General features: G+C 37.6%; 15 protein-coding genes and 1 tRNA gene. 9 read left to right on the top strand and 7 right to left on the bottom strand.

Annotated elements, in window-relative coordinates:
* Positions 1-25: 25 nt before the first annotated feature.
* Positions 26-116: transfer RNA gene (locus H4J69_RS17225), tRNA-Ser, on the bottom strand.
* A gap of 148 nt (positions 117-264) precedes the next feature.
* Between H4J69_RS17225 and H4J69_RS17220 the strand changes: the two genes are divergently transcribed.
* From H4J69_RS17220 to H4J69_RS17195, 6 genes are all read left to right on the top strand, one after another.
* Positions 265-843 carry a DNA-3-methyladenine glycosylase I gene (locus tag H4J69_RS17220; protein ID WP_070373647.1) on the top strand — a complete coding sequence of 193 codons (579 nt, stop codon included), beginning with the start codon at positions 265-267 and terminating at the stop codon, positions 841-843.
* A gap of 254 nt (positions 844-1,097) precedes the next feature.
* Positions 1,098-1,763 (top strand): Bax inhibitor-1/YccA family protein, encoded by a 666-nt coding sequence (locus tag H4J69_RS17215; RefSeq protein ID WP_070373648.1) that lies wholly within the window; start codon positions 1,098-1,100, stop codon positions 1,761-1,763.
* Between the two features lie 126 nt (positions 1,764-1,889).
* Entirely contained in the window at positions 1,890-2,264 is a 375-nt protein-coding gene (gene tusD / locus H4J69_RS17210; RefSeq protein WP_182215995.1) for a sulfurtransferase complex subunit TusD, read from the top strand.
* A gap of 10 nt (positions 2,265-2,274) precedes the next feature.
* Positions 2,275-2,643 carry a sulfurtransferase complex subunit TusC gene (gene tusC / locus H4J69_RS17205; RefSeq protein WP_182215997.1) on the top strand — a complete coding sequence of 123 codons (369 nt, stop codon included), beginning with the start codon at positions 2,275-2,277 and terminating at the stop codon, positions 2,641-2,643.
* Between the two features lie 5 nt (positions 2,644-2,648).
* A complete protein-coding gene (gene tusB, locus H4J69_RS17200; RefSeq protein ID WP_182244843.1) occupies positions 2,649-2,945 on the top strand; it encodes a sulfurtransferase complex subunit TusB in 297 nt (98 codons plus the stop codon).
* Positions 2,936-3,274, top strand: coding sequence for a TusE/DsrC/DsvC family sulfur relay protein (locus H4J69_RS17195; protein ID WP_182216104.1), 339 nt, complete (start codon positions 2,936-2,938; stop codon positions 3,272-3,274). The genes tusB and H4J69_RS17195 overlap by 10 nt, the downstream gene beginning before the upstream one ends.
* Before the next feature lie 25 nt (positions 3,275-3,299).
* Here H4J69_RS17195 and H4J69_RS17190 read toward each other — a convergent pair whose 3' ends face one another.
* The 3 genes from H4J69_RS17190 to ppsA all read right to left on the bottom strand — a co-directional run bounded on the left by H4J69_RS17190 (position 3,300) and on the right by ppsA (position 9,268).
* Entirely contained in the window at positions 3,300-3,503 is a 204-nt protein-coding gene (locus H4J69_RS17190; RefSeq protein WP_070373653.1) for a hypothetical protein, read from the bottom strand.
* A 106-nt stretch (positions 3,504-3,609) separates the two neighbouring features.
* Positions 3,610-6,687 carry an FAD-binding and (Fe-S)-binding domain-containing protein gene (locus tag H4J69_RS17185; protein ID WP_182215998.1) on the bottom strand — a complete coding sequence of 1,026 codons (3,078 nt, stop codon included), beginning with the start codon at positions 6,685-6,687 and terminating at the stop codon, positions 3,610-3,612.
* Between the two features lie 202 nt (positions 6,688-6,889).
* The gene (gene ppsA, locus H4J69_RS17180) at positions 6,890-9,268 is read right to left on the bottom strand and encodes a phosphoenolpyruvate synthase (protein WP_182216000.1); all 2,379 of its coding nucleotides are present in this window, start codon (positions 9,266-9,268) and stop codon (positions 6,890-6,892) included.
* A gap of 323 nt (positions 9,269-9,591) precedes the next feature.
* Between ppsA and H4J69_RS17175 the strand changes: the two genes are divergently transcribed.
* Positions 9,592-10,401 carry a pyruvate, water dikinase regulatory protein gene (locus H4J69_RS17175; RefSeq protein ID WP_070373656.1) on the top strand — a complete coding sequence of 270 codons (810 nt, stop codon included), beginning with the start codon at positions 9,592-9,594 and terminating at the stop codon, positions 10,399-10,401.
* Between the two features lie 138 nt (positions 10,402-10,539).
* Positions 10,540-11,601, top strand: a complete 1,062-nt coding sequence (locus tag H4J69_RS17170; RefSeq protein ID WP_182216001.1) for a 3-deoxy-7-phosphoheptulonate synthase — start codon at positions 10,540-10,542, stop codon at positions 11,599-11,601.
* 148 nt (positions 11,602-11,749) lie between these two features.
* Here H4J69_RS17170 and clpA read toward each other — a convergent pair whose 3' ends face one another.
* Together clpA and clpS are read right to left on the bottom strand one after the other, a co-directional pair.
* Positions 11,750-13,999, bottom strand: coding sequence for an ATP-dependent Clp protease ATP-binding subunit ClpA (gene clpA, locus H4J69_RS17165; protein WP_182216003.1), 2,250 nt, complete (start codon positions 13,997-13,999; stop codon positions 11,750-11,752).
* Between the two features lie 28 nt (positions 14,000-14,027).
* The gene (gene clpS, locus H4J69_RS17160) at positions 14,028-14,348 is read right to left on the bottom strand and encodes an ATP-dependent Clp protease adapter ClpS (RefSeq protein WP_070373659.1); all 321 of its coding nucleotides are present in this window, start codon (positions 14,346-14,348) and stop codon (positions 14,028-14,030) included.
* A gap of 200 nt (positions 14,349-14,548) precedes the next feature.
* Here clpS and cspD point away from each other — a divergent pair, with 200 nt between their 5' ends.
* Positions 14,549-14,776 (top strand): cold shock domain-containing protein CspD, encoded by a 228-nt coding sequence (gene cspD, locus H4J69_RS17155; RefSeq protein WP_070373660.1) that lies wholly within the window; start codon positions 14,549-14,551, stop codon positions 14,774-14,776.
* Between the two features lie 81 nt (positions 14,777-14,857).
* On the opposite strand, the gene H4J69_RS17150 is transcribed toward cspD, so the two are convergent.
* Entirely contained in the window at positions 14,858-15,814 is a 957-nt protein-coding gene (locus tag H4J69_RS17150) for a calcium/sodium antiporter (RefSeq protein ID WP_182216004.1), read from the bottom strand.
* Positions 15,815-15,932: the final 118 nt, after the last annotated feature.

Genomic DNA, 15,932 nt, shown 5'->3' with positions numbered 1-15,932 from the left:
TTTCGATTAGCGGTTTTTCTTTGTTTGGCGGTGAGATAGAGATTTGAACTCTAGAAGGGCTATAAACCCTTGCTGGTTTTCAAGACCAGTGCTTTCGACCACTCAGCCATCTCACCTGAATGTCTCAAAACAATTGCTTGCTTGAAGACGAGGCGAATATTAAAGTGTAGAAAAAGACTTGTAAAGCATTTATTTAACAAAAATGTTTGTTTGCTAAAAAAAACAACAAATCGCTAGCTATTTAAACAATCTTCAAGGGTGTGTATGGGTAATAACAATTTTTCTGTAAACAAGTGCCGCTGTTCTTGGCTTGATACCTCAAAACCTGATTATGTAAAATACCACGATGAAGAATGGGGAGTGCCGGTTCATGACGATAAAGTGATGTTTGAATCCCTTGTTTTAGAATCAGCACAAGCTGGCTTAAGTTGGTACACTATTCTTAAGAAACGTGAAGGTTACCGTACGTTATTTTTAGACTTTGATGTAAATAAAGTTGCAAGGTTTACTAACGACGATGTAGAACGTTTAATGCAAGATGCCTCAATAGTACGCAACAGGCTAAAAATAGTAGCGGCTATTAATAATGCACAACGATTTATTGAAATACAGCAAGAGTACGGAAGTTTTTGTCAGTTCATCTGGTCTTATGTTGATAATAAAACCCAAGTTAACAGTATAAATGATACAGAGAAATCAGTTGCTACGTCGCCTATTAGTGATAGATTAGCCAAAGACATGAAGAAGATTGGCTTTAAATTTCTAGGCTCAACAACCTTATATTCACATTTACAAGCAACCGGATTGATAAATGACCACTCAAATAGCTGTTTTAGAAAATAAGTGAGTAATACCTTGGAAAAATAACAATCACCAACAAGCCACCAATGCTAGTTAATGCGGCTAAATTTTTTAGTTACAAATATTCACAAATTATTAGTAAATATCAACAAATTTAAGCAACTAAATAATAGTATTTTAAAAAACGCCATGTCATAATATGTCAAGATGTCATAAAGAAAGTTTAAGAGTACTCTTGAATTTGACTTAAATGGCCTTATCTAAAAAGTATAACTAAAGTTATCAGAGGAAGTTTTATGCAATCAAATATTGGTTTACAAGCGAGTAAAAGCTCAGCTATAGAAATTAACAAGGTACTTAAAAATACCTATATGTTGTTATCAATGACATTAGCTTTTAGTGCCGTTACTGCCGCTATTTCTATGTCGTTGAACTTGCCACACGGCGCAGCTCTTATAATGACATTAGTCGCTTTTGGCTTAATGTTTGTTGTAAACAAAAAAGCTGATTCAGCGAGTGGTATTTTTTGGATTTTTGCATTCACTGGTTTAATGGGAGCCTCTCTAGGCCCTATGCTTAACCATTACGCTGCAATGCCTGCAGGTCCTGGAATGATAATGCAAGCCTTAGGTGGTACTGCATTAATATTTTTCGCCTTATCGGGTTATGCATTAACTAGCAAAAAAGACTTCTCGTTTATGGGTGGTTTTTTGATGGTCGGTTTAATTGTGGTAATAGTTGCAAGTATTGCAAATATTTTCTTTCAAATACCGGCTCTTTCATTAGCAGTTAGCGCAGCTATTATCATGATTATGTCTGGTTTAATCTTGTTTGATACTAGTCGTATAATTAATGGTGGTGAAACCAACTACATTCGAGCAACTATTTCTTTATACTTGAATATTTACAACATCTTCGTGCATTTATTACACCTTTTAGGTGTAATGGGCGGCGATGATTAATATCGTAAGATAATAGAATGTAAGTGAGTTATTGCTTATAATATAAAACCTCGTTGATCTTACGGTCACCGAGGTTTTTTTATATTCATTTATAATCACTATTTACTTGTGTATGTAGGACATTTTGTGAAAAAACTCGCCTTTGTTATTACCACCCCGCCCAACAGTAACTTAACGGCTACTGCTATTAATATGGTTACCGCTGCGTTAAAGAGTGATATTAACGTTGTTGGCGTATTTTTTTATCAAGACGGTGTTTTAAATGGTAGCCAGCATCTTGCACTCCCTAATGACGAATACCAAGCCCATCGACAATGGCAACAATTACATCACGACTATGATATTCCTTTACACTTATGTGCTACTGCAGCAGAAAAACGTGGACTAAGTGATGATATTAATGATGGTCAAGCCGTTACTATTCATCAGGCATTTACCTTATCGGGCCTAGGTGAGTTAGTAGAATTGAATGTCAACGCTGATCGTCTAATTCAACTGTAAGGTATTTATCATGTCTGAAGCCAAAAAATCACTTGCTATCGTTAATGCCAGCGCACCCTTTTCAGCAGCAAATGCTAAAGATTCTCTTGATGTTGCCCTTATTTTTGGCTCTTATGAACAAGCCATTAGTTTGTATTTTCAAGGCGATGGCGTTTATCAATTAATACCCAAACAACAACCTGAATTTATCCAACAAAAAGACTTTTTAAAAACGTTAGCGGCATTAGAGTTTTATGATATTGAAAACATTTATGTTTGCCAACATTCACTGACTCAACGTGGCTTGGCTAACGATTTTTCTATTGAAAACGTAGCAGTACTTGACCGTGCAGAGTTCTCGATATCATTACACCAACATCAATCAATATTAAGGTTTTAACCCACATGAGTATGCTTCACTTAGTGCGCACATCCGCTTTTCAAACAAGCGACTTTGAACAATGTATTGACGTAATACAAGCAAATGACACTATCGTGCTACTTGATGATGGTTGCTACAACCTTAGTCATGATTTATGGCAACAAGCCTTAAGTAAAATAGCGCTGCCCGCGCTTTATATTGTTGAAGCGCACGCACAAGCAAGAGCTATAACGATTGATAAAGAAAAAATAAACACTTTATCACTCGATGCATTAATGACATTGATTTGTGCAACAGAAAAATCGGTAACTTGGCAGTGAGTTTATTTTTTAATGAGCAAGAAATAGCCACCGACAAGCAAGGTTATTTAATTAACTTTAAAGACTGGCATACAGATTTAGCGCAGATAATTGCTGATAAAGACCAATTGGTATTAACGGAGCAACACTTTGAAGTTATACGCTTCGTTAGAGAGTTCTACCTGACTTACAATACGTCTCCGGCAATAAGAGCGTTAACAAAAGCGATGAAAGCAGAATTTGGTGAAGAAAAATCAAGTAGTCGGTACTTATATCGATTATTCAAAGAAGGGCCAGCAAAACAAGCAACAAAGTATGCTGGTTTACCAAAACCAGCACGCTGTATTTAAACGTTTTACTCTCCGACTATCAATATTAAACTTTAATATTGATAGTGAAACCACTGCTACCTGATGTTGGTAATGCCACGGAGTCAACACTGCCAGCCGAGGCGATAAGCTTTAGCGCCATTTCACCTTCAAGCTCTTGCTGACCTTTAGATAAGGCTGCGGTTTTTAATGCATAACCTGTAGTTATATCTGTTTGCACACTTTCAATATTATTCAATGATAACGACATAAAGCCTCTCACGTTTTAGCTATGCACATAGCAAGTTAGAACAAGTACAACATTTGTCACAAACTATATCGACTCTCTTTATCATAACTTTAGTCAATGATAACATTTAATCAAAAGCTGATAATAACGCTTCCACAGGATGACGAGTCTGCATGTTTCCTAAACGCTTTGTTTGGCTTCTACAGGAGTAGCCAGTCACTAAGACTTGTTTAGCCTCTAATTTAGCTAACTTATCTTGCCAACTCATTTCAAATAACATTTTTGAGTTTTCAAAATTTACTTGCTCATGTCCGTAAGTACCAGCCATACCACAACAGCCCACAGAGACGTTTTCAAGTGTCAAACCAAATAACTTGAATATCTCACGCCATTGCCCTTCACTACCGGCTAATGCCGTTTTCTCAGTACAATGCGCAAATAATTTATAAGGCGCTACTGGTTTATCACCCGTTAGTGATGAAAGTGCTGTTTTAGTATTCTGATGTTCTATAACCGTTAATAACCATTCATGGGCTAACAGCACGTGAAAATCGCCACGCTTATCACCGAGCGTTTGTTTATATTCGTCGCGATAGCAAAGCGTTAATGAAGCATCTAAACCGACCATAGGTATATTTAACTGATGAAGTTCATTTAAAAATTCAGCGGTATTTTTAGCTGTCTTTGCAAATTTAGCTAAAAATCCTTTTACGTGCTGCGGTTTACCATTAGGTTTAAACGGTAATAATATTGGGGTAAAACCTAACTTTTCAATTAATGCCATCATAGCTTCAACGACGTTAGCATCATAAAAAGAAGTAAACGGGTCTTGAACGATCAGCACATGACTCGCTTGTTGCTCTTTATTGAGCCCTTGTAAATAAGCAAGATCAAAGGATTGATAATTTTTTTCTCTGACTTGCTTTGCTAAGGTAGGTACAGAAAGTATCGGTGTATCAATATAACCAATCGTTGCTCGTGAAAATTTGTCGTACCATTTATGGGATAATACCGAATTAATTAATTTCGGAGATTTGGCCATTAATGGCGTTAATGTTTCTACATTAGCGACTAAGTGATCTTTTAACGGACGGAAGTATCTTGAATGATATAAGTTAACAAAGCGCGCTCTAAAATCTGGAACATCTACTTTTACAGGGCATTGACTCGCACAAGCTTTACAGGCTAAACAGCCTTGCATCGCTTCCATCACTTCGTGAGAAAAATCTTCTTTTTGATGTGCTGAAAAACGATTTTTTATCTTATCTAATAAACGTTTTACAGACCAATGCTGAATGTTTTCTTCTAAACTAAGAATGTCGACACCCTTAGCTTCTAAAAGACGTAACCACTCACGCATCAAGCCTGCTCTACCTTTCGGTGAATGTCTTCGGTCACGCGTTACCTTGCTTGAAGGACACATTGGGCTGTCTACATCATAATTGAAACACAAGCCATTGCCATTACAGTCGAGCGCTGAACTAAATGAATCTTTTACCGTTATAGGTATTTGCCGGTCATAGAAACCCCGTTTAGTGTCATCAACCGAGACTAGTTTTTCACTCGATTCAAGTGGCGTACAAATTTTACCTGGATTCATTTTATTATGCGGGTCGAAAGCACTTTTAATTTTTCTTAGTTCAGTAAATAAATGCTCACCGAAAAATTTTGGACTGTATTCGCTGCGATAACCTTTGCCATGTTCACCCCACATTAAACCACCATATTTAGCGGTTAACGTTACCACTTTATCAGAGATTTCGCGGAGCAACTTTTCTTGTTCAGGATCGCACATATCGAGTGCTGGACGAACATGTAAAACACCCGCATCAACATGACCAAACATGCCGTAGTGCAAACCATAACTATCGAGTAATGCGCGAAACTCAACAATGTAATCCGCTAAATTTTCGGGTGGCACGGCAGTATCTTCGGCAAAAGCTAATGGTTTTTGACTACCTGCTGTGTTGCCTAACAAGCCAACGGCTTTTTTTCGCATACCATAAAGTTTATTGATACTGCTTAAATCAGTGGTCACTTGATAACCAATAACACCGGTATTATTGCTAATGTCGCTATCTAAACGTGCTGTTAATTGTGCGACCTGATCGGCTAACGCTTCAATACTGGTGCCGTTGTACTCAACAATATTAATACCGTCCATGACTTTACTGTCAACATCGGTGATTAGATCACGCACCGAATGCCAGACAATATCTTGTTTGGCTAAATTTAAGACTTTTGAATCGATGGTTTCAACTGAAGTCGATTTAGCTTCAACGAGTGCCGGTGAATGGCGCAGCGCAGAATCAAAACTGTCATATTTAATTACAATCAGTGTTTTAGCTTTTAAAATTGGCGTTAAGTTGAGTTTTGCCTCACAAACAAAGGCTAACGAACCTTCTGAACCGGTGATCAAACGAGAAATATCAACTTGGCTTAAATCATCATTAAAAACATTTTCTAGATCATAACCCGTTAAAAAACGATTTAAACGCGGAAATTTTTCTAAAATCAAGGCTCGGTTGTCACGACATGAGGCCAGTACTTGTTTAACAATATGGCCGTAACTGCTATTTTGTTGCGCGAGTTCTTCCGCTTCCTCAATGGACATCGGAGATGTTGACAGAAAGTCACCGTTGGCTAAAACCGATTCTAGGGCTAAAACATGATTAGAGGTTTTGCCATAGACCAGAGAGCCTTGTCCGGAAGCATCAGTATTAATCATGCCACCAATGGTTGCACGACTACTGGTTGATAAATCTGGAGAAAAGAAAAAACCGTGTGGACGTAAATAATCATTTAATTGATCTTTGATGACGCCCGCTTCAACACGTATCCAGTTTTCTTCAATATTAATTTCTAAAATACGGTTCATATATTTTGACAAGTCAACGACAATGCCTGGCGTTAAGCTTTGTCCATTGGTGCCAGTTCCACCGCCACGCGCACTAAACTTAATACTTTGATACTTTGGCGTTGAAGACAATTGACTGATCAATTGTACGTCTTGCTTACTTCGAGGATGTAAAACCAATTGTGGTAATTGTTGATAAATGCTGTTGTCGGTAGCAACCGCTAGCCGAGCACTATATTGGCAATTAATTTCACCGCTATATTGACTGTTACCAAGCTCCTGAGAAAACTTTTGATACAGTGGAGCGATAAGTTCTTGGTGTTCTAATGAAGGTAAGCTCTGAGACATAGACGAAAAACATATTAACGATTTAAGGTTAAGCTAAGTATATCACGTCAGTTTTGAATTATGACTCAAGTTTTGTTGAAGAGTGCAAAAAGGCTAAGAACTTTTTAACTAAACTTATAGTAAAAAGAACCTAGCCTTTGTTTATTATATTGCCAGTGAGGCTATGACCTCACATTATTCACCGATAAACCACACTATACGATTATTTATTCTTGTGGTTTTCAGCAATATACAACCAAGTCGCTAATACCGTATCTGGATTAAGCGAAACACTGTCGATACCTTCTTCAACCAACCATGCGGCAAAATCAGGGTGATCTGACGGGCCTTGGCCACAAATACCCACATATTTACCACGCGCTTTACAAGCTTTAATCGCCATCGACAATAAGGCTTTAATCGCAGGATTACGTTCATCAAATAAATGAGCGATTAAACCAGAGTCACGGTCTAAACCTAGTGTTAATTGCGTTAAATCGTTTGAACCGATAGAAAATCCGTCAAAATGATCTAGGAATTGATCAGCTAACAAACAGTTCGACGGTAATTCACACATCATAATAACGCGCAAACCATTTTCACCACGTTTCAGACCATTCTCAGCGAGTATTTCAATAACTTGCTCGGCTTCTTCTACCGTACGAACAAATGGGATCATGACTTCAACGTTGGTAAAATCCATGTCGTTTCGCACGCGTTTAATCGCTTCACACTCAAGTGCAAAACATTCACGGAAATCTTTAGAGATATAACGTGCTGCACCGCGATAGCCAATCATTGGATTTTCTTCTTCCGGTTCAAACACGTCGCCGCCAACTAAGTTAGCATATTCGTTTGATTTGAAATCAGACATTCTAACGATTACTTTCTCAGGCGAATAAGCTGACGCTAAGGTTGCAATACCTTCAGTTAGCTTAGCAATATAAAATTCAACTGGGCTAGCATAACCAACGATAATGTCGTTAATTTCATCTTTTAAATCGTCAGATTGCTCGTCAAAATTTAACAACGCTTTTGGATGAATACCAATCATCTTATTAATAATGAATTCTAAACGCGCTAAACCAATACCCGCATGAGGTAAACGAGCAAAACCAAAGGCTCTGTCTGGGTTACCAACATTCATCATTATTTTTAATGGAACTTCTGGCATCGAATCAACTTGTGAAGTTGTTACAGTAAAATCAAGTTTACCTTTGTAGATAAAACCGGTATCACCTTCAGCACAAGAAACGGTAATATCATCACCATTAGCAATACGTTTTGTCGCATCACCACAACCAACAACCGCAGGAATACCCATTTCACGAGCAATAATTGCAGCATGACAAGTTCTACCACCACGATTAGTAACAATCGCAGAAGCACGCTTCATAATAGGCTCCCAATCAGGGTCGGTCATATCGGTGACTAAAACATCACCGGGCTTAATTTTATCCATTTCAGCCAGTGAAGCTAAAACCTTTGCTTCACCACTACCAATTTTGTGACCTATTGAGCGACCTTCACAAATAACATCAGCGGTTGTTTGTAATTGAAACTGTTCCATGACATTAGCGCTTTCACGGCTTCGAACTGTTTCAGGGCGCGCCTGAACGATGTAAAGCTTACCGTCTAAGCCATCTTTAGCCCATTCAATATCCATTGGACGTTGATAATGCTTTTCAATAATAACGGCTTGTTTGGCAAGTTCTTGAACTTCATCATCGGTTAATGAAAATTGATTAGACAACTTTTCTTCAATATCAACAATTTCAACTTGTTTGCCATGACTTTGATCTGTGGTGTAAATCATTTTTATGGCTTTACTACCGATATTACGACGAACAACCGACGGTCTACCTTTAGCAAGTGTAGGTTTATGAACATAAAATTCATCAGGGTTAACTGCGCCCTGCACCACCATTTCACCTAAACCGTAACTTGAGGTAATAAAGACTACGTCTTCAAAACCAGACTCAGTATCAATAGAGAACATCACACCGCTTGAAGCAATATCACTACGTACCATACGCTGAATGCCAGCAGATAAAGCAACACCACGATGGTCATAACCTTGATGAACACGGTAAGAAATAGCACGGTCGTTAAATAAAGAAGCGTAAACATGTTTGATCGCTATCATCACAGCGTCAAAACCACGTACGTTTAAGAAAGTTTCTTGTTGTCCCGCAAAAGAAGCATCGGGCATATCTTCTGCCGTTGCTGAAGAACGAACAGCAAATGAAGCATCGTCAGCAAAACCATCGGCTAAGGTGGTGTAGGCTTTTGCTATATCTTGCTGCATTTCAGGTAGAAATGGTGTTTCTATGATCCAATTACGGATTGTTTCACCTGATTTTGATAATGCGGCTAGGTCATCAACATCTAAATTATCAAGTAACTGATATATTTTGTCGTTGATGCCACTTTGTTCTAAGAATTCATTAAATGCATAGGAAGTCGTAGCAAAACCACCTGGGACTTGCACGCCTACGTTTGAAAGGTTTGAGATCATTTCACCAAGTGATGCATTTTTTCCGCCAACGCGGTCAACATCATTCATTCCTAAAACTTCATACCAAAGTACATTTTCTTGCACGACATCTTCTCCAAAAAAAAAGAAACAAAAATAAATAGATTTATGAGTTATATCAGTATATTTATAGCTTAAGACATTTTACACTGCGAACTTTATAAACTGAAATGTTATTTGAAACATTTCAGTATAAGTTACAGTTATACCCATTTGATTAATTGAATGGCCTAGTTTTCATCAGAAAAATGGGTAAATGTCCTGCATAAAATTTATTAAGTCATTAACCTACTTATTAATTTTATCTGGCAGTAGTCATTTATTTTAACTATAAAAAAACTCAGCTAATTTTATTGGTTGAGTATTAAAAATAATAAAGAGGTTTTTAAATGCGCGCTGCTTTTTATATTTCTGATGGCACAGCCATTACATCAGAGGTTTTTGGTCATGCTTTGCTTTCACTTTTTCCTATGGAATTTGATCACGACACTATTTCATTTGTTGAAACTGTTGAAAAAGCAGAAGCGGCAAAAATAAAAATTAATAAGGCCGCTAAACGTACCGGTATGCCACCGTTAGTTTTTCATACCTTTGTTAATAACGACATTAGAAAAATTATTGATAGTTGTGATGGCGTTATTTATAACTTCCTAGAGCATTTTGTCGCGCCACTTGAGAAAGAACTGCAACTAGACGCTAAGCCTACCGCTCATCGCACGCACAGTATTCACGAAAATAGTTATGATTATCGTATTGATGCGGTTAATTATTCACTGGCCAATGATGATGGTTCAAATGTTACCAATTATGAGCATGCCGACGTTATTCTCGTGGGTGTATCGCGCTCGGGTAAAACACCAACCTCGTTATACCTCGCACTACAATATGGTATCAAAGCAGCGAACTATCCTTTTACTGATGATGATATGGACGACCTGACTTTACCTGACTTTTTAAAACCTCATAAAAAGAAACTGTTTGGCTTAACTATCGACGCACAACGCTTAATTGATATTCGCGGTGAAAGATTAGCGAACAGTAAATATTCATCAGCACGACAGTGTCGAATGGAAGTTAGAGAAGTGGAAAAACTGTATAAAAAAGAAAAAATTCCCTTCCTTAACAGCACAAAGTTTTCAGTAGAAGAAATATCAGCAAAAATCCTCAATGAAACAGGGTTACAACGCTATAAATATTAACTTAGTTCAAATTAATCTTTGAAAATACAGAAAGCATTTCACATAAGCCGCTAATTTGGTTATGTTAGCGCGATAAATTATATTGCGCTGGCTTTTTTATTGCGCATTAACGCCTTCAAATAAAAAAATTAGATTACCATGACTATTAAAACGGATGAATTTAGAACCACGCTAATTGAAAACCTTGTTTCTCCTGAAGAATTAGCACAGCAAATCCCACTAGATGATGAAACAGCGAGTTTTATCATCCAAAGCAGAAAAGACATTGAAGCGATTATCACCGGTGACGACGACCGTTTACTGGTCATTATTGGCCCGTGTTCAATTCACGACACCACTGCTGCTGTTGATTACGCAGAGAAACTTAAAGTATTACATGATAAGTACCGAGATGATTTATTGATTGTCATGCGTGTTTATTTTGAAAAGCCTCGTACAACGGTTGGCTGGAAAGGTTTGATCAGTGACCCTGATTTAGATAAATCTTTTCATGTAGCCAAAGGCTTAAACCTGGCTCGATCGTTATTAATGGATATTAATAAGCTCGGTTTACCTGCAGGTACTGAATTTTTAGATATGGTGACCGGCCAATATATTTCAGATTTAATAAGCTGGGGAGCTATTGGTGCTAGAACAACTGAAAGCCAAGTTCACCGAGAATTAGCTTCAGCACTTTCATGTCCGGTAGGTTTTAAAAATGGCACTGACGGTAATGTACAGATCGCTGTTGACGCCATCAACGCCTCAAGTGTGCCTCATGTTTTATACTCACCCAATAAAAGTGGTCAAATGTGTATTTATCAAACGCATGGTAACCCATTTGCTCATGTTATTTTACGTGGCGGTAAAGAGCCGAACTATCACGCAGAAAACATTAGTAAGACCGGTGAAGTATTGGCTAAAGCTGGCTTAGAAAATCGTATTATGATCGATTGTAGCCATGGTAATAGTTTTAAAGACCATAGCAAACAAATTGACGTTGCTCGCTCTTTAAGAGCTCAAATGGAGCAAGGCGACAAGGCTATATTTGGTGTAATGGTTGAAAGCTTCTTAGTTGAGGGTAACCAAAAAGTGGTTGATGTTAACAAACTCACCTACGGACAAAGTATCACTGATGCCTGTATTAACTTAGACACCAGTGTCAGTTTGTTAGATGAGTTATCGGCGGCTGTTCAAGCTAAACGTTCAACTCAACGTTAAATTTATCTATAAGGTATATTTCAACGCTTAAATAAAAAAAGCCGCTGAGGATAACTCCCCTGCGGCTTTTTTATATTCAGCAAAATTTATCTAAATGAAACGAAACCAAACACCGTGACGTAAAGTGTTTGGTTAGCTCCGTTTGCTGCTAATGCTCAACCAATTCTTTCTTTTGAATATAACTGAGTACTAATTTATCTTTTTTGACACCAACTTTCGCCACGCCACCGTGTGTTAGATCACCAAACAATAATTCATTAGCTAATGGTTTCTTTAAGTGCTCTTGTATTAGACGTGACATAGGTCGAGCGCCCATCGATTTATCATAACCGTTAACAGCCAACCATTTTCTAGCGTCTTTCGTTAATTCTAATGAAACGCCTTTTTGATCAAGTAGTGCCTGTAGTTCAACAATAAATTTATCAACCACTTGTTGAATAACAACTTCATCTAAATGGTTGAACCAGACAATATTGTCTAAACGATTTCTAAATTCAGGTGAGAAGGTTTTATTAATTTCACCCATTGCATCAATTGACTGATCTTGTTGTTTAAAACCAATAGATTGGCGAGTTATTTCATGAGCTCCCGCATTGGTTGTTAACACTAAAACAATATTTCTAAAATCAGCTTTACGACCGTTATTATCGGTTAATGTTCCGTGGTCCATGACCTGCAATAAAATGTTATAAACATCTTCATGCGCTTTTTCAATTTCATCTAACAAAACCACAGAATGAGGATGCTTGATTACTGCATCCGTTAATAAACCGCCTTGCTCATAACCAACATAACCTGGAGGAGCACCTATTAAGCGGCTTACCGCATGTTTCTCCATGTACTCTGACATGTCGTAGCGTAATAGTTCGACACCTAAAGATTTAGCTAATTGTTGTGTTACTTCTGTTTTACCCACCCCAGTTGGCCCAGCAAATAAGAACGAACCAACAGGTTTGTGTTCATTACCTAAACCAGCACGAGATAAGCGAATTACTGACGTCAGTTCATCAATAGCGTGGTCTTGTCCAAAAACAACCATTTTCAAGTTACGGTCTAATGTCTTAAGGCTGTCTTTTTCTGATGATGAAACTGACTTTTCAGGGATCCTCGCCATTTTGGCAACAATAGATTCTATATCACTGTCGTTAATTACTTTTTTACGCTTCGAAGCAGCAACTAATTGTTGTTTTGCACCCGCTTCATCAATAACATCAATGGCTTTATCGGGAAGAAAACGCTCATTGATATATTTAGCCGACAATTGTGCAGCTGCACGCAAGGCTTTATTGGTATAACGAATACCGTGATGTGATTCGTATTTTTCTTTTAAACCATGCAATATTTTAGTGGTGTCATCAACACTTGGCTCAACAACATCTATTTTTTGAAAACGGCGCGCTAATGCACGATCTTTTTCAAAAACACTTTGGTATTCTTGGTAGGTCGTTGAACCCATGCAACGAAGTTTTCCTGATGATAATAATGGTTTTATTAAATTAGAAGCATCCATCATGCCACCGGAAGCAGCACCAGCACCAATTATCGTATGAATTTCATCGATAAATAGAATGGCATTGCCCTCTTCTTCCAACTCTTTTAATAAGCCTTTAAAACGTTTTTCAAAATCACCACGGTATTTGGTGCCCGCTAATAAAGCGCCCATATCAAGCGAGTAAATAGTGGTTTCAGCTAAGAATTCAGGTACATCGTCAGAAATAACTAAATTGGCAAGTCCTTCGGCAATAGCCGTTTTACCCACCCCTGCTTCACCAACAAATAAAGGGTTATTCTTACGGCGACGACTTAGCACCTGTAAAGTTCGTTCTAATTCGCTATCGCGACCAATTAGCGGGTCAATATTCCCTTTTCTCGCTTCTTCGTTAAGATTGGTAGCAAAGTTTTCAATAGTACGGGGTTCTTCAACGTGAGCTTCTTCGGTAGATTGCGGAGAATCCGTATGTTCTATTTTAGAAATTCCATGAGAAATGAAATTTACAATGTCTAAACGACTAATGTCTGATTTTTTCAGAAAGTAAGCCGCTTGAGATTCTTGTTCACTGAAAATAGCAACCAGGACATTGGAACCGTTAACTTCACTTTTTCCAGAAGATTGCACATGAAAAACAGCTCGTTGTAATACACGCTGAAAACCTAACGTTGGTTGAGTTTCACGTTCAATTTCCCCTTCTGGGATCACTGGCGTTGTTTCTGCTATAAAATCTAATAACTCTTTACGTATTTTTCCCATATCGGCAGCACAAGCTTTAAGCGCTTCGATTGATGAAGGGTTATCTAATAAGGCTAATAATAAATGCTCAACCGTCATAAATTCATGACGGGAGTCCTTGGCTTGACGGAAAGCCATATTTAATGATATTTCTAAATCTTTGTTCAGCATAGACTACTCCACTTTAAACCATGCGAATTCACGCTTTTTCCATTGTACATTGCAATGGGTGCTCATTTTCTAATGCGTATTGATTAACTTGTTCAACTTTTGTTTCTGCTATTTCAGCAGTAAAAGTACCGCATCGCCCCTTTCCTTTATAATGAATCTCTAACATTACGTCGGTCGCCTTATCTGAGTTCATATTAAAAAATCGACACAGCACATCTATGACAAAATCCATCGGCGTATAATCATCGTTAAGTAACACAACAGTATACATAGGGGGCTTTTCAAATTGCTCTACAAGTTCGTCTTCAAGGACTTCTTGATTATCTAGTAACTCTTTCCACTTGCTCATAATTTTATATTAGTCTGTACCTAGTGATTTTGCTTTAACATTTAAAAAAATAAATATTCAATTAACTGATAAAATTAACTTGATTATTTATATAACTTGTCTACTGTTTACTTTAGTGATTATTTTTTAATCATTAATACATTTATGTTAATGCTTTTATGCAAGCATACCTAATTACCGATGTAGAAGGAAGTTGAAGTATGGCTCACGGGACAGTGAAGTGGTTTAATAATGCAAAAGGGTTTGGTTTTATTCGTCCAGAGGATGGTGGTGAAGATATTTTCGCGCATTATTCAACAATCCAAATGGAAGGATACCGTACATTAAAAGCTGGTCAAGACGTTGATTATGAACTAAATGCAGGCCCCAAAGGCCATCATGCTGCTAGTATTACACCTGATGAAATTGAAGCTATGGGTGAAGAATAATTTTCTATTGCGCTGCAATAATACAATAAAATACCTGTTTGCTCATCTAGCAACCAGGTATTTTTTTATCAGTGCTTGTAACTAATTGAAATAGAGATACCCAAGCGAAACATAAGCAACATAAAACAAGAGTAAAAAGATTGCTTTTAGTTTGCCTATTGAATGACCAAACAATAAGAACACGGTCAATACCAACGTAATAAATAATAAAGCCCACTGATCAAACTCGGCAAATCTTCCTTGGAACGAAATGGGTGAAATTAAAGAAGAAACACCAAGAATACCCAGAATATTAAAAATGTTACTGCCAACAACATTTGCAACAGCTACATCCATGTGTTTTCTTAATACCGCCATTACCGAAATAGTAAATTCGGGCAGTGATGTCCCTATAGCAACTAAAGTGAGCCCTATAAGCGCGTCAGATACTCCTAAGGCTTTGGCAATAATCGTTGCTCCAGTAACAAACCATTGTGCTCCTAGCATAAGAAAACCTAAACCGAATGCAATCGATAATATCACCAGCCAAGTTTTGTGAGGTTTAGTGTGTAGCTCTTTTCCTTCAGCTTGGTGGAGTTTGTGCGAAGCCGTATTATGATTTTTCTCTTTGTAAATGGTGAAACCTAAATAAGCCAAAAGCGCACTAATCATCACCACACCAGAAATAATAGAGAAAGAACCGGTTAGCCCTATTAAAATCAATAAAGAAACAGCACCTAGCATCACTATCGCATCACGTTTAAGGGCAGACTGTTTAAACGCCAAAGGGGCTATTAATCCACAAGTACCAATAATAAGACCAATATTACCTATATTACTCCCCATGATGTTCCCTAATGCCACAGCTGAATTGTTATTCATTATGGCATTTACTGAAACGATTAATTCTGGCATGGAGGTGCCAAAACCAACAATGACTAAACCACTTAAAAAGGGAGAAACGTTAAGTTTGTTCGCGGCAGACATGGCTCCACGTATCAAAAGTTCACCGCCAATGATTAACATCAACAGTCCTGCAATCATCATTATATAATTCATTAATTTGCCTGAAGATATCCAACAAAAGTATTTTCTATATTATATCTTTAAAATACCAAAAAGATGACAGTTTTTTGTAGGCTTTGTTGACGTTAACTTCTATAATTGTGAATATTAT

Source organism: Colwellia sp. BRX10-9 (assembly GCF_014077405.1).
Classification (GTDB): domain Bacteria; phylum Pseudomonadota; class Gammaproteobacteria; order Enterobacterales; family Alteromonadaceae; genus Colwellia_A.
This window is presented reverse-complemented; position numbering and strand designations above follow the sequence as displayed.